16 protein-coding genes are annotated in these 13,659 nt (G+C 45.4%); 8 read left to right on the forward strand and 8 right to left on the reverse strand.

Annotation, left to right across the window (positions count from 1 at the left end; translation table 11 throughout):
* Window positions 1–353: 353 nt before the first annotated feature.
* Window positions 354–818: a tetratricopeptide repeat protein gene (locus HF974_01715; GenBank protein ID MBC2697060.1), complete on the reverse strand. Its 465-nt coding sequence runs from the start codon at window positions 816–818 to the stop codon at window positions 354–356.
* Between the two features lie 220 nt (window positions 819–1,038).
* On the opposite strand from HF974_01715, the gene HF974_01720 reads away from it, so the two are divergent.
* Complete coding sequence (locus HF974_01720; protein ID MBC2697061.1) at window positions 1,039–1,827, forward strand: NAD+ synthase; 789 nt, start codon at window positions 1,039–1,041, stop codon at window positions 1,825–1,827.
* Between the two features lie 57 nt (window positions 1,828–1,884).
* On the opposite strand, the gene HF974_01725 is transcribed toward HF974_01720, so the two are convergent.
* The 5 genes from HF974_01725 to HF974_01745 form a co-directional block, all read right to left on the reverse strand.
* The gene (locus HF974_01725) at window positions 1,885–2,070 is read right to left on the reverse strand and encodes a hypothetical protein (protein MBC2697062.1); all 186 of its coding nucleotides are present in this window, start codon (window positions 2,068–2,070) and stop codon (window positions 1,885–1,887) included.
* 22 nt (window positions 2,071–2,092) lie between these two features.
* Window positions 2,093–2,245, reverse strand: a complete 153-nt coding sequence (locus HF974_01730) for a hypothetical protein (GenBank protein MBC2697063.1) — start codon at window positions 2,243–2,245, stop codon at window positions 2,093–2,095.
* A 75-nt stretch (window positions 2,246–2,320) separates the two neighbouring features.
* Window positions 2,321–2,794: a cyclic pyranopterin monophosphate synthase MoaC gene (gene moaC / locus HF974_01735; protein ID MBC2697064.1), complete on the reverse strand. Its 474-nt coding sequence runs from the start codon at window positions 2,792–2,794 to the stop codon at window positions 2,321–2,323.
* A gap of 15 nt (window positions 2,795–2,809) precedes the next feature.
* Window positions 2,810–2,980: a hypothetical protein gene (locus tag HF974_01740; protein ID MBC2697065.1), complete on the reverse strand. Its 171-nt coding sequence runs from the start codon at window positions 2,978–2,980 to the stop codon at window positions 2,810–2,812.
* Between the two features lie 15 nt (window positions 2,981–2,995).
* The gene (locus HF974_01745; GenBank protein MBC2697066.1) at window positions 2,996–4,456 is read right to left on the reverse strand and encodes an NAD(P)H-hydrate dehydratase; all 1,461 of its coding nucleotides are present in this window, start codon (window positions 4,454–4,456) and stop codon (window positions 2,996–2,998) included.
* A 173-nt stretch (window positions 4,457–4,629) separates the two neighbouring features.
* Here HF974_01745 and HF974_01750 point away from each other — a divergent pair, with 173 nt between their 5' ends.
* The 4 genes from HF974_01750 (at window position 4,630) to HF974_01765 (ending at window position 8,767) form a co-directional block, all read left to right on the forward strand.
* Window positions 4,630–6,657: a DNA topoisomerase I gene (locus tag HF974_01750; GenBank protein MBC2697067.1), complete on the forward strand. Its 2,028-nt coding sequence runs from the start codon at window positions 4,630–4,632 to the stop codon at window positions 6,655–6,657.
* A 1-nt stretch (window position 6,658) separates the two neighbouring features.
* Window positions 6,659–7,246 (forward strand): DUF2119 domain-containing protein, encoded by a 588-nt coding sequence (locus HF974_01755; GenBank protein MBC2697068.1) that lies wholly within the window; start codon window positions 6,659–6,661, stop codon window positions 7,244–7,246.
* A gap of 203 nt (window positions 7,247–7,449) precedes the next feature.
* Window positions 7,450–8,589 carry a hypothetical protein gene (locus HF974_01760; protein ID MBC2697069.1) on the forward strand — a complete coding sequence of 380 codons (1,140 nt, stop codon included), beginning with the start codon at window positions 7,450–7,452 and terminating at the stop codon, window positions 8,587–8,589.
* A gap of 31 nt (window positions 8,590–8,620) precedes the next feature.
* Entirely contained in the window at window positions 8,621–8,767 is a 147-nt protein-coding gene (locus HF974_01765) for a hypothetical protein (protein MBC2697070.1), read from the forward strand.
* Window positions 8,768–8,851: 84 nt separating this feature from the next.
* Here HF974_01765 and HF974_01770 read toward each other — a convergent pair whose 3' ends face one another.
* Both HF974_01770 and HF974_01775 read right to left on the reverse strand, forming a co-directional pair.
* Window positions 8,852–10,045: an ammonium transporter gene (locus HF974_01770; protein MBC2697071.1), complete on the reverse strand. Its 1,194-nt coding sequence runs from the start codon at window positions 10,043–10,045 to the stop codon at window positions 8,852–8,854.
* 12 nt (window positions 10,046–10,057) lie between these two features.
* Entirely contained in the window at window positions 10,058–10,405 is a 348-nt protein-coding gene (locus tag HF974_01775) for a P-II family nitrogen regulator (GenBank protein ID MBC2697072.1), read from the reverse strand.
* Between the two features lie 175 nt (window positions 10,406–10,580).
* Between HF974_01775 and hisH the strand changes: the two genes are divergently transcribed.
* The 3 genes from hisH (at window position 10,581) to HF974_01790 (ending at window position 13,316) form a co-directional block, all read left to right on the forward strand.
* Window positions 10,581–11,180 carry an imidazole glycerol phosphate synthase subunit HisH gene (hisH, locus tag HF974_01780; GenBank protein ID MBC2697073.1) on the forward strand — a complete coding sequence of 200 codons (600 nt, stop codon included), beginning with the start codon at window positions 10,581–10,583 and terminating at the stop codon, window positions 11,178–11,180.
* Window positions 11,174–11,986 carry an imidazole glycerol phosphate synthase subunit HisF gene (gene hisF / locus HF974_01785; protein MBC2697074.1) on the forward strand — a complete coding sequence of 271 codons (813 nt, stop codon included), beginning with the start codon at window positions 11,174–11,176 and terminating at the stop codon, window positions 11,984–11,986. Before hisH ends, hisF begins: the two co-directional genes overlap by 7 nt.
* A gap of 238 nt (window positions 11,987–12,224) precedes the next feature.
* Entirely contained in the window at window positions 12,225–13,316 is a 1,092-nt protein-coding gene (locus tag HF974_01790) for a hypothetical protein (protein MBC2697075.1), read from the forward strand.
* Window positions 13,317–13,659 lie beyond the last annotated feature (343 nt).

A 13,659-nucleotide genomic window follows, 5' to 3' on the forward strand; every position in this document is an offset into this window, starting at 1 on the left:
CCATATAGTAAGTAGTGAAATATATAAATCTGTTGAAAAATGTTGTTGATAGATCGTCAGGCAGGTGGCAGATAGACATATCGTTATATCGATAAATCATTATGTGAATCAGAGAATGTGATTCCTAAATAATGAAGTTTCCACATGATGTTAAGGTGAACCTTCAAGTTCAAAATAATTTTATAAAATCCTCTGGAGAAAGTCCAGCTTGCCTGATTATTGATTTTAAAGTGCCGATTGGTATTTCGTTATAATTTACTAAACTCCCAAATGACCGATAAGTCAAATGGGAGTATTTATGATACTATATACCACAAATGTATGGTTACATCGTCATCCATACTAATTATATTTCAGTTAGTATCTGCCTTTCGATGGGCCTTAGCTAACCGGAAATGTTCTTCAGCGTCCTCATTTCGTCCAATTTCCTCAAGGAGAATCCCATAATTAGAATGAGTCATGGCATCATCAGGGTCAGAGGCAAGTGCCAGCTCATACTGTTTCTCAGCTTCATCTGCCAGGCCCATACGATATGATGCCACACCCGCATTACAATGTGCAATGGATTTTATTTTGCCTGTTGACATACCAGCAGCAGCATCGGCATAAATAAATGCTGCACTGAATATATTATTCGACAAGTAGATGTTGAACCCTTCCAGGAGAACTTCTGGCGGAATGGAGTTCTTGACAGAAAATTCAATTGTTTCATCTACAACCGATTGAAGATCAGACCCGTCACCATTTTTAATGGATCTAAGCCTTGTAAAAACAATCAAGGCAAGTTTTTTGATTGTCTCACTACTATCAAAATCCATACATTCCACTTTCCTACATTAAAATAATGCCAAACACTAATCCATTATCATACACATTGGGAATAATTTTATCATGTATTCCGAGATAACTAATGAGTATTATATTTTTCGATTTTAAATGACTTTTATGCATGAAAATATAGTTTAACTTTTCATCTTTTGATAGCCTTAGGACAAAATAACAGTAAGTATTATATTGATTGCTATTTATTTTAATTTTATGGTACCAAGGTTAGACATTGATCCTGAAGAGACCACAAATAGAATTACTGATTTTATCAGGTCATATGTGAAAAAGTCAGGTACCAAAGGATGCATAGTGGGACTAAGCTCAGGTATTGATTCTACTGTTACTGCATACCTGGCAGTGAAAGCACTGGGTCGGGAAAATGTACTGGGCCTGATCATACCTGAGAGGAACCTGACACCTGATGAGGATGTGCTTGATGCTACAGAGATTGCAAGTATATTAGATATTGAATTTTCAGTGGTAGAGATTGCAGATATATTGAATACGTTCCTTATTGCCATACCAGAATCGGTAGAGTCTGATCTGGCAGCTACCGGGAACCTGAAGGCCAGGATACGGATGTGTACCCTATATTATTATGCTAATATCATGAACAGGATAGTGGTGGGTACTGGCAACAGGACCGAACTCCTGCTGGGTTATTTTACTAAATACGGTGATGGCGGCGTTGATATTGAGCCTCTGGGCAACCTTTACAAGACACAGGTAAAGACACTGGCAGAATACCTGGAAGTGCCGCGCCATATTATCGATAAAACGCCAACTGCCGGACTGTGGCCGGGACAGACCGATGAAGGAGAACTGGGTATGTCATATGAAGATATCGATACTATGTTCTTTACCTTACTGGATATAAACAAACCAATGGAATACCTGGTAAACCGCTACGGTATTGAAGTATCAGCAATAAACAGGCTGATGGAGCGTATCGAAAAGAATATCCATAAACGCAAGGTAGCACCTACTCCTCCTAAATAGAAATATGATGTTGGGGGAAAAGAAAATATTGACTTGCCAAAGGTGGGTTATAGATAATCACACGTCCCGCACAACAGCACCGGTCGCTTCATATCCTGCCCTGACTGAACCGTTCATGCTGCGCTCTGGATAATTAGCCTCAGAGAACATGCCTTCAAGGTACAGCCCATTATCACTCTGCGCCTGCACGCCCGCAGTCGTTCCAACCAGAATTTCGATTACAACCAATAGCCCTATAATCAAGATCCCTATAACCAGTTCCGGTTCACATATCCTTTAGGACTTCTCGTATCGCAAGCGGATTCAGACGTGATTGCGGTTTGATGACTCCAGTATGCGGATTAAAGAACAAAATGTTATCCTTGATCAGGAAATGCTTTGCAGGTCTGTTCAACCCTTCATCATCGATATATTCCATGTAATTATGCACACGATTTACATAAATACAAAGTTAACCCTGATTTGATGTTATGTGTGTGTAATATATTATTACTCAAACCTCTCTCTTAACTTTCTCATCAACCCTTATCCCGCAAATTTCAGTCTCAGGATAATTCCCTGTCTCATCCTTCTCAGCAGACTTTACCATATCCCACACAGTTAAAAGCCCCACCGAAACCCCATGCAGCGCCTCCATCTCAACCCCGGTCTTGCCCACCGAGCGCACCTCAACAACAACACTCACCCTGTCATCATCCACATCAAAGTCCACGTCCACATGGGTGATAGGTATCTGGTGGCACATGGGTATGGTATCCCAGGTGCGCTTCACAGCCTGCACCGCCGCAATCCTCGCAGTATCCAGCACACTGCCCTTTTCAACGGTATGGCTCCTTATCGCCTCGATAGTTGCAGGTTTAAGCCTGATATATCCCGAAGCCACGGCACGCCTGGTGGACTTGGCCTTATCACTAATATCCACCATCCTGGCCCGGCCTTCGTGTATGTGTGTAAAAGTCCCGTCCATGTTCAATCAATCCTTTCAATCGATCCTGATGTGCTTTCGCTGCTGGTAATCCTCCAGAGCATTTGCCAGGTCAGCAGAAAGTGCCTCAGCCTCTTCTAGTTTCAGTTTCAATACAATTTCATCCTCGCCATGTCGCACCACCAGCCTCACCCGGTTGCGTTCCAGTTCTACTAACAACTCCCTCATTATCTAACCTCCTGTTCAAATCTTCATAGCAGCCGGGATCTTGTCTATCACATCGGTTGCCGTAAGCCCGAGCCCCAGTTTATCATATACTATATCACCTGATCGCCCGCAGATGTATGCTGCCGCTGCCGCAGCTTCGATCCCTGTGTATCCGGCGAACAGTGCCCCAGTGATACCGGCCAGCACATCCCCGGTACCGCCAACTGTCATGCCCGGATTGCCTGTAAGGTTGACCCTGTTGGCCTGGCCGTCTGAGATAATATCTTCAGGGCTTTTCATTAGGGTAACGACATCGTTCTCCCGAGAGAACCGATTAACAAGACCGATTCGCGCCTCACGGTCAACAGGAATATCTTCACCACTTAAATTCTTGAATTCACCTGCGTGAGGTGTTATTATCATATTACAGCCATACTGTTCCAGTGGCTTTTCAAGGGCAGCTAGTGCGTCGGCATCAACCACGACCTTATCACACAGCGGCAGGATATCACACACAACCGCAGCCGTCTTATCATCCCTGCCCAGCCCCATGCCTATAACAACCACATCGTGAGCCTTTATCAGTTCTTCCAGTACAGGAATATCCTTTTGGTGCAGTCGTTTTTCAGAGAGTTTCCTGACTATCAGGTTAGGTGAAAAAGATGCAATGATCTTTGAAACGCTTTTTGGGGCTGCCACAGTTACAATATCAGCTCCTGTTCTAAGTGCAGCCATTGCCGCCAGGGCGGGTGCACCGCTGTATGCCCCACCGCCGATCACAAGCACACGACCGCCATCACCTTTATGACTATCATGACCACGCCCGCTCACCAGTTTCACATCACCTACACCCACTACAGTTTCTGCTTCCGGTGGGATGCCGATATCTGCCACTGCGATCTCGCCCACGAACTCCTGGTTGTCCACATTTATCAAACCCGGTTTTGGCAAATAGAAAGTAGCGGTCACATCTGCGTATACCGCCTTTTCGAACTGGCCGCCATCCGGGTCCATACCTGAGGGGATATCCACAGATACTACTTTTGCTTTTGAATCATTTATCAGGTCAATGGCAGTGTTTTCAGGCTCCCTGACGTGACCTTTGATACCAGTGCCGAACACGGCATCCACGATCACGTCACATTCTGAGAAATATTCAGGTTTAAGTCCGGATACATCTGTTACTTCAATTACAGGTATACCTGTCCTTTTAAGGATGGAAAAGTTCCGGGCAGCTTCCGGGGTCTTGATCCCATCTGACTTTCCCAGGAGCAATACCGTAACCTCATAGCCTATCAGGTGCCTGGCAGCCACAAACCCGTCCCCGCCATTGTTACCGCGCCCGGCCACTACCAGTACACGCTCCCTGGTAGGAAGGTTCATAACTTCGGCCGAAACTGCAGAACCTGCATTCTCCATCAACTGAAGAGGGATCAGGCCCAGTTGCTCAAAGTTAGTATCCAGTGCATCCATTTGTCTGGAAGTAATGGTCCTCATGTTTTGAAAATCCTCCATTGATCATAAAATACTATTATGTGACATATATGACATTGTATAAAGCACTTTTTTGGTCATCCGGATTTTTTGCTACAAAACAGACCAAACTTATATATTGAATTAGTATATTTCAATCAATAATTTTATTTTAAGTTAGAATATGGGACGTTAATATGCATCTGATGGTCACAGAAAAACACAATACGGCAAAGAGAATAGCCTCAATCCTGGCCCCAAAAAAACCCAAACAGGTAAGGGTAAGCGGAGTTGACACATACCAGTGGGACGGCACTGTGGTAATGGGGCTTAGCGGTCATATTGTTTCAGTGGATTTTCCAAAAGAATACAATAACTGGCAAAAAGTTGACAGCAGGGAACTGGTAAATGCCGAGATAATCACAACGGCTACCCAGAAGAAGATCGTATCGGCCCTGCGTAAGCTGGGTAAGGAAGCAGACCATGTTTCCATTGCCACTGACTACGACAGGGAAGGGGAACTGATAGGCGTTGAGGCACTGCGCATAATTGAGAAGGTCAATAAAGGTGTTACTGTTGACCGTATTCAGTACAGTACAATCACAAAAACAGAGATCGAAACGGCTTTTTCAAACCCTGTTGCAGTAGATTTCAACCTGGCGGCTGCTGGTGAGAGTAGACAGGTCATTGACCTCATCTGGGGTGCGGCACTGACCAGGTATGTTTCCACAACAGCAGGCAGGCTGGGCAACCTGTTCCTGAGCGTGGGACGTGTCCAGACCCCGACCCTGGCACTGCTGGTTGACAGGGAAAAGGAACGGATGGCCCATGTGCCAAAACCGTACTGTGAGATATTTGCCACCCTGGTGGACAATATAGAGTTCAAGGCAAAGCACAAGGCCGGACGGATATGGGATAAAGATGAGGGGCGAAAGATTTTCGATAAACTGGGTGATACAGCTATTGTCATAAAACTGAAAAAGGATGAGAAAATAGACAGTCCCCCCACACCCTTTAATACAACAGAATTTATCAGGGCGGCCAGCAGTATCGGTTTTACCGCTTCTAATGCCATGAGGATAGCAGAGAACCTGTATATGGAGGGTTTCATATCCTACCCCAGGACAGATAATACAGTATATCCTGCGAGTATTGACCTGCGGGAGCTGATACAGGTTATTAGCAAGGGCCCGTTCAAGCGATATGCTGAACACCTGCTGAAATTACCAGGATTAGAACCCACAAGGGGGAAGAAAGAGACCACAGACCATCCACCCATTATCCCAGCCTCATATGTGGAACCATCCAAGCTAAAGGATGATGAATGGAGGATATATGAACTGGTGGTACGCCGTTTTTTTGCCACATTTGCCGGGCCTGCAAAATGGGCTGTTATCCAGGCAGGGTTCGACATCTCTGGTGAGGTGTTCAAAGCCAGGGGTGCCAGCCTGCTGGAAGAGGGATGGCGCTGGTATTACCCGTACAATAAACCAGGGGATATGATACTGCCTGACCTGCAGGTGGAGCAGGTCCTCGTGGTCAAGGAAAAAGAGTTCGTGGAAAAAGAGACAAAACCACCTTCGAGATACGGACAAGGTAGGCTTATAAAGGTCATGGAAGACCTGGGACTTGGCACCAAATCCACCAGGCATGAGATCATATCAAAACTCTATGCCAGGGCATATGTCCACGGCAACCCCCTGCAGCCAACCAAGATTGCCATAGGGGTTATAGAGTCACTGGAAAAATATGCTGATACCATAACCAAACCTGACATGACTGCCACTCTTGAAAATGATATGGACCTGATAGCCGAGGGCTCCAGGAAAGAGAAAGATGTGGAAGATGAATCCAGGAAGATGCTTGATGCTGTCTTTGATGAACTGTTAAAAAACCAGGAGAAGATCACCGAGAGCCTGCGTTCCAGTATGAGGGAAGACAAGATCATAGGCACATGCGAGAAATGTGCCAGTAAACTGATCATCAGGCGGTCCAAAAGAGGCGGGCGGTTCATTGGATGTACCGGGTATCCGGATTGTGATTTTTCACTGCCGTTACCCAAAAGCGGCCAGATAGTGGTCACAGATAAACTGTGTGAGCAGCATAAAATGAACCATATCAAGATAATTACCAAGGGAAAGCGGCCCTGGGACCTGGGATGTCCTTATTGCAACTATCTGGAATGGCAAAAAAGCCTTAAGGATGACGAAAAGAAAAGTAAGTAATATGATTAAAAGCCTAAGCAGCGGCAGTCCTGTGCGCCTGTTCGCAGGGGGGCTGCATGGTGATGAATGGGAAACCACTACTCCATTGCTGGAAGAGTTGACCCAACCCCTGACCGGGACATTGCTTATTATGTCCAAAGTGTCTGGAAATGAGTACCTCAGCACACTAGACAGGAACTATTACACTCAATATGCTCCCCATTTACTGGAGGCCATAAAGGAGTACCGTCCATGTATCTATCTTGAACTTCATTCCTATTCGAAGGTTAACTTTTCAATACTAACAGGGGACGGCAGGTTCGAACGCCATGGTATACCTGCATATATCGAGATCGAAGCCGGTGTGCTAATGGGTTCGGTATCACCCCATATCAGGCGGGATCATTTCAGCCCATATGACCTGTGCGTATCCTTTGAGATGCCAAAAAGACCATCAGGGCAAACCCTGGAAGTGATTGGCCACTTGCTTGACATTGTAAAGGAATGTAGGGGCCGGGATGCTTTTGTCAGGTACATGAAGGTGCACTATCCTGAGCAGACCTCAGTGGCTGTCAGGAACTATCTCAGGTTTTACGGAGACCTTTACTAACATCAAACATTGCAGCAAAATAACCATAGACAAAATTGATTTTTGCTTTTTATCTGTGTAATCTGTTTTTTTTGCCACAGAGGACACAGAGAGCACAGAGTATTTTCCCTCTGTATTCGTATATACACTATTCTTGCAATATCAATAAAAAAGTATCTCGTAGCCTACTATATAGGTAGGCCGAGAGGGATAACAACTATGCTATCACGGAAGCCGTGGCCAGGGAAGTGGCAGCCGGTATCGGGTACCCTGTGCTGGTGCGCCCCTCCTATGTACTGGGCGGACGGGCCATGGAGATAGTATACGACGAGAACGACCTGAACAGGTATATGAATGAGGCAGTGCGGGTCTCGCCCGAGCATCCTGTGCTCATCGACAACTTCCTTGAGGGTGCCATTGAGATCGATGTGGATGCCATATGCGATGGCGAGGACGTGCTCATCGGTGCAATCATGGAGCATATCGAGGAGGCCGGGATACACAGCGGTGATTCGGCCTGCGTGATACCGCCCCAGTCACTGGGACACTATGTGCTGGATACGGTCAGGGACAATGTGAGGCGCATTGCCCTGGCACTCAGGGTGAAGGGCACCCTGAACATCCAGATGGCATACAAGGACCGGGTGGTCTATGTGCTGGAGGCGAACCCCCGCAGCAGCCGTACCATTCCATTCGTATCAAAGGCTGTGGGCCTGCCGCTGGCAAAGATTGCGGCCAGGGCCATGATAGGAATAACATTGAAGGAACAGGGATACCTCCAGGAACCCAGGCCTGTACATGTTTCAGTGAAGGAAGTCCTCCTGCCATTTGACAAACTCCCTGGAGCGGACCCGATCCTCAGCCCTGAGATGCGCAGTACTGGCGAGGTCATGGGTGTGGATTACAGTTACGGGCTGGCTTTTTTCAAGGCAGAACTGGCAGCAGATAATGCACTACCGCTTAAGGGTAAGGTGTTCATGTCCATCAGGGACCAGGATAAACCGGTACTGGTGCAGATAGCAAGGAAGATGGTTGATGCGGGACTGGAAATCATTGCTACCAGCGGCACGGTCCGGTACCTGTCTGGCAAGGGTTTCGATGTTACTGAAATAAAGAAGGTACATGACGGCAGTCCAAATGTCATTGACCTGATGCGCAAAGATGATGTCGGCCTGGTCATAAATACGCCCACAAGCAAGATAAGCTACAAGGACGGGCGGAGTATACGGCGGGCGGCAGTGGATTATGCGATACCATACATCACCACGATACAGGCGGCAATGGCTGCTGCCGATGCTATTGAGGCCGTGAGCAGGGGAGAACTGGTTATAAAGAGTATTGGCGAGTACCATTTGGAGATGTGAAAAACTGAATATAATGATGGTGGTGGGAAGTTTGGGAAAATTAGATCATGCCTTTACTGCAATAGAGGGAAACCTCCTGGCCTTTGAAGAGGTCAACCAGCTTGCTCTGGGTGGGAAGATTATGGCCACAAGAAAGGCACAGCATGAAGTCCCCTACAATATCCAGGTGACTGGATGAGCTACTGATTTATCCTTATTTCAAAACGTCAGTGAATTAGCAGGTCATGGAAAAATAGTGGAAGGAATCCAATGATCCCTTCACTCAAATATTATACGCTGTCTCGCCATGACATGTCTTGTCAAGCCCGATATTTTCCTCACTCTCAGTAACCTTCAGCCCCATCGTTCTGTCAAGCACAAATCCGATCAAGATAGTACAAACACTTGCATAGATGATCGTAATAACTACCCCTTCAAGCTGGAGCAATAGCTGCTGTGGATTACCAAGCAGGAGACCTGTGGTCCCCACACTTGCAAACACGCCTGTTAAGAGTGCACCCGTAATCCCGCCGGCACCGTGAACCCCAAACACATCCAGTGAATCATCATAGCCCAGCTTACCTTTTAGCATTACAGCCCAATAGCACACAAATCCTGCAATTAGCCCGATTAAGAGTGCAGCCATCGGTGTGACAAAACCTGCACCTGGCGTGATTGCAACAAGTCCGGCCAAAATTCCGGTTGCAAAACCCAGTGCAGTTGGTTTTCCGCTGTGGGTCCATTCTGCTGCCATCCACGAAAGTCCTGCAGCTGCCGGTGCAATGAACGTGGTTATAAATGCAAGTCCTGCAACCTCATCGGCAGCCAGGGCTGACCCTGCATTGAACCCGAACCAGCCAAACCATAAAAGCCCTACACCAAGCAGTGTGAAAGTAACGTTGTGCGGCTTAATTGCATCCAGGCCATATCCTTTCCTCTTGCCAAGGAAGACCAGGAGTGCAAGGGCTGAGATACCTGATGTTATGTGGACAACCGTACCACCTGCAAAATCAAGTGCTTCCCCTGTAAGGAATCCGCCGCCCCATACCCAGTGACATACTGGTGCATAGACGATAAGGCCCCATAATGCGACGAATGCTATGTATGACTTGAACTTGATACGCCCGACAATAGCACCAGAGATCAGGGCAGGCGTTATTATGGCAAACATCCCCTGGAATACAATAAATGCATATGTGGGAATCGTGCCTGATGTCGAGTAAAGGTCAATCCCGCGCAGGAATACATGCTCGAACCCACCTATGAACCAGTTCCCTGTCCCGAATGCAAGCGAGTAACCAATTATCACCCACTCTACAGCAATAATACCCATCGCAACGAACGAGTGCATCATGCTGCTAAGGACATTCTTACGCCGCACCATCCCGCCATAGAACAGCGCAAGCCCGGGAAGCATGAATAATACCAGTGCTGATGAGATCAGGACCCATGCAGTATCTGCTGCAACAATAGCCATATCTTTACCTTCCTAAATAGCCCCGGACCCGATTTCGCCGGTGCTTATCCTTATGACATCCTCAAGTGGCAGCACGAATATTTTACCATCCCCGATCTCCCCTTTATCGTTGGTTTTGGCTCCTCGCTGTATTGCCTCGATCGTGGGTTCTAAAAACTCGTCATTCACTGCGATGTCAAGTTTGATCTTTTCAAGTAGGTTTACCTCATACTCCAGTGCCCTGTAAACTTCCAAATGCCCTTTTTGTGCCCCATATCCAGAAACAGATGTTACTGTCAATCTGTTTACTTCAACCTCCTGAAGCTCCCGCTTGACAGCATCAAGCCGTTCAGGTCTTATTATTGCTATTACGTATTTCACAGGTATCACTACACGATAGCCTACTGCATAATATATATAGATTTCTATAAACATATTCTATAATTTATTAATGTGTGGACAGTCAAGAGTATTGAAAAAATTGTAAAGCAATTAAACAAATAAGTAGTACTGCCTCACCGATCATTTAATAAACACAACAGTAATTCAAGCGATTATGATTGCAATAATTGACTATGGGATGGGAAACTTGCGCAGTATTTATAATGCATTGATGAATGTCAATGGAGATCCGGTTATTGTATCAGATAGTGCAAAACTTTCAGGTGCTGATGCAGTTGTTATTCCAGGAGTTGGGTCATTCGGTGATGGAATGAACAACTTAAAACCGTTTGAAAATGAACTGTTAGACTTGATACACGACGGTATACCATTGCTTGGGATATGTATCGGAATGCATGTTCTATTTGACTGGGGTGAGGAAAGCAACTGCGCAGGATTCGGACTTATCAAAGGAGATGTTATCCGTCTGCCACAGGGGGTCAGGGTCCCACAGATGGGATGGAACGAGCTGCAAATTCGCTGCGATTCAGACCTACTTTCAGGGATCAATGATGGTGATTTTTTCTATTTTGTGCATTCATATTACTGCGTCCCTGCAAATAAGCACACTATCACTGCAACAACTGATTATGGTGTGGATCTGGCTGCGGTTGTAGAAATGGATAATATCCATGCAGTCCAGTTCCATCCGGAAAAGTCAAGCACTAAAGGGCTTATTATCCTGAAAAATTTTGTCGAGATGACCAGATGTTAGCAAAAAGGATTATTCCGTGCCTTGATTGTGATCTTGGAGTTCCATTCGGACGGGTCGTAAAAGGGGTCAAGTTCAAACAGATCAGATATGCAGGCATACCCTGGGAACTGGCGCAGGAGTATGATGAACAGGGTGCGGATGAGCTGATCTTTCTGGATATTACAGCATCACATGAAAGAAGAGAAACAATGTCTAAGGTGATTGAAAAGACATCTGAGAACGTGTTCATGCCGCTTACGGTTGGTGGCGGTATCAGGAGTTTAAAGGATGCCAGGACTGCCTTTAATGCCGGAGCTGATAAGGTCTCGGTCAATACGGCTGCAATAAAGAACCCTGACCTTATTCATGAAATTTCAAAATACTTCGGGACACAGGCATGTGTGATAGCGATCGATGCCAAACGCAGATACGAACGTAAGACCGGTCAGGAAATTGTTGACACTCCACAGGGCGAATGCTGGTTTGAATGTTCACTCTATGGGGGAAGGGAATTTACAGGTATAGATGCGATACAGTGGGCAATGGAAGCAGAGGAGCGCGGAGCCGGAGATATTATGCTCACAAGCATGGATCGAGACGGCACCAAGGATGGGTTTGATATAGAACTAACCAAAGCGGTCAGCAATAGTGTGAACATTCCTGTGATTGCGTCAGGCGGCTGCGGGAATTTGGAACACATACTTGAAGTGTTTAAAAAGACCAATGTATCGGCTGCATTGGCTGCAAGTATCTTCCATTTTGGAGAATATACAGTTTCTGAGGTTAAGGAGTATTTGAAGAAGAACGGTGTGCATGTGAGGTTATAGTTGATGAGACTTTTTAATTTATTCTGGATGAAATAGATCATTGTAAAGAAGATCAACCACAGAGAACACAGAGCGTGATTGTTTCTCTGTGCTCTCTGTGCACTCTGTGGTTATTAACCGTTCCAGGAAACGTACATGAAATTCTTCGAATGACATGCTCAAAAAATGAAAGAACCCAAGGGTACTTTCATGCTAAATAATAGAAAGTCTCTAACTGATCTGCTATAAGGATGATAAAATGACGGGGGAAATAAAAGAAAACAATGATAATAATGAATGGCGGTACCTTGAGGTAAAAGAAAAGGAAGTAATAAGGTGCAATTCCATACACTCCACGCTTGTAGACGGGATGATCAAAGGAATAAGTCCCAATACCGTATTTTTAGAAGAATGCCCAGGTTATGTGCTTTCCTTAGGCAGGAATCAATGTTGTGAGGAAGAATGTGACATTGTGGAATGTGAAAAACTTGGAATAACGATCGAGAGGCGGGAGACTGGTGGAGGAGCGGGATTAATGGTTCCTGGCTCCACATCCTGGGGTATCTGTATGGATAAAAGGGATTCCCGTGTTTCAAATGATATGGATCGGAATTTTAAGATATTGTCAAGAGGTGTCATAATAGGTCTGAAAAAACTTGGCCTGGATGCGATTTTTGCCCCAGTTAACGATATAAATATCGGGGATAAGAAGGTTGGCGGGATGACCGCAATGACCAGGCAGAATTCCATGCTGATATATGGCAGCGTTATATGGGATTTCGATATGGACACATTTATGAAGATAGCCAGGATCCCGGCACCCAAATTAAAAAAGAAAGGAGTTTCTTCCGTACAGAAAAGGATAACCACAATTATCCAGGAATTAGGGAGAAAGATACCTCCTGCAGAACTAAGGGATTGTCTGATCCAGGGATTTGAAGAGGCATTAAACGTAAAATTAACTAAAGCGGGATTAAACGAGGCGGAAAATGCAATATGGAATAAAAAGATGGATATTTTCTCGTCAAAGAAATTTATCCTGAGACCGGGTCACTGCAGTGTATCAAATGTCTCGTGTGTCTATCCTGCAGAGAAGGGAATTATCAGGATTTCATTATATGTAAATGAAGGAAAGATAATGGATGCCGGGATTACCGGCGATTTCATGCAGATAAATGATATTGATTTTGATCCCCTGGAGGGGCTGCTTGTCGGATCAAAAACAGAAAGAGAGAATATAGAACGGATCGTTCACAGATATTTTGATGAGAATGATATCCGGATGGTTGGTGCCAGTGCAGATGACTTTGTCGATGCGATTGTTGGAGCGGTGAATGAATACGAAGAGTGAATGTTCAGTAAGTAACACTTTTTGTATACATGCTTGCTTGTATTCGCAGTATAGCTTCCACACCATATCTATTTTCAGGCCATTTAGGCAGTTTTGGGCTGGCAAATTCTTGATATGCCACAACAAGGATTGATTTGCCTGAAAGCCTTTCCATCTTCTGCAATTCTTCAATTACTGGTGTTAAGACATGTTTCCAGTGCTCAAAGGAACTGTTTCCTTTTCAATCAAGGACAATCCAGTATAATGGCAGAGCAGGCCCTTTATTACTGACAGCCAGTGATAAGATGTTGATATATTTGGCCTTATTTCTCCCGGTTTTTTGAATTGTGGGGCTGCCTCTATA

The sequence above is a fragment of the ANME-2 cluster archaeon genome (assembly GCA_014237145.1).
Classification (GTDB): Archaea; Halobacteriota; Methanosarcinia; order Methanosarcinales; family Methanocomedenaceae; genus Methanocomedens_A.

Excerpts from the sequence above, each read along its gene's own strand:
- HF974_01755 (MBC2697068.1), top strand. The coding sequence starts at position 6,659 with ATGATTAAAAGCCTAAGCAGCGGCAGTCCTGTGCGCCTGTTCGCAGGG.
- HF974_01750 (MBC2697067.1), top strand. The coding sequence starts at position 4,630 with ATGCATCTGATGGTCACAGAAAAACACAATACGGCAAAGAGAATAGCC.
- hisH (MBC2697073.1), top strand. The coding sequence starts at position 10,581 with ATGATTGCAATAATTGACTATGGGATGGGAAACTTGCGCAGTATTTAT.
- HF974_01770 (MBC2697071.1), bottom strand. The coding sequence starts at position 10,045 with ATGGCTATTGTTGCAGCAGATACTGCATGGGTCCTGATCTCATCAGCA.
- HF974_01745 (MBC2697066.1), bottom strand. The coding sequence starts at position 4,456 with ATGAGGACCATTACTTCCAGACAAATGGATGCACTGGATACTAACTTT.
- hisF (MBC2697074.1), top strand. The coding sequence starts at position 11,174 with ATGTTAGCAAAAAGGATTATTCCGTGCCTTGATTGTGATCTTGGAGTT.
- HF974_01790 (MBC2697075.1), top strand. The coding sequence starts at position 12,225 with ATGACGGGGGAAATAAAAGAAAACAATGATAATAATGAATGGCGGTAC.
- HF974_01715 (MBC2697060.1), bottom strand. The coding sequence starts at position 818 with ATGGATTTTGATAGTAGTGAGACAATCAAAAAACTTGCCTTGATTGTT.
- HF974_01730 (MBC2697063.1), bottom strand. The coding sequence starts at position 2,245 with ATGGAATATATCGATGATGAAGGGTTGAACAGACCTGCAAAGCATTTC.
- HF974_01720 (MBC2697061.1), top strand. The coding sequence starts at position 1,039 with ATGGTACCAAGGTTAGACATTGATCCTGAAGAGACCACAAATAGAATT.
- HF974_01740 (MBC2697065.1), bottom strand. The coding sequence starts at position 2,980 with ATGAGGGAGTTGTTAGTAGAACTGGAACGCAACCGGGTGAGGCTGGTG.
- moaC (MBC2697064.1), bottom strand. The coding sequence starts at position 2,794 with ATGGACGGGACTTTTACACACATACACGAAGGCCGGGCCAGGATGGTG.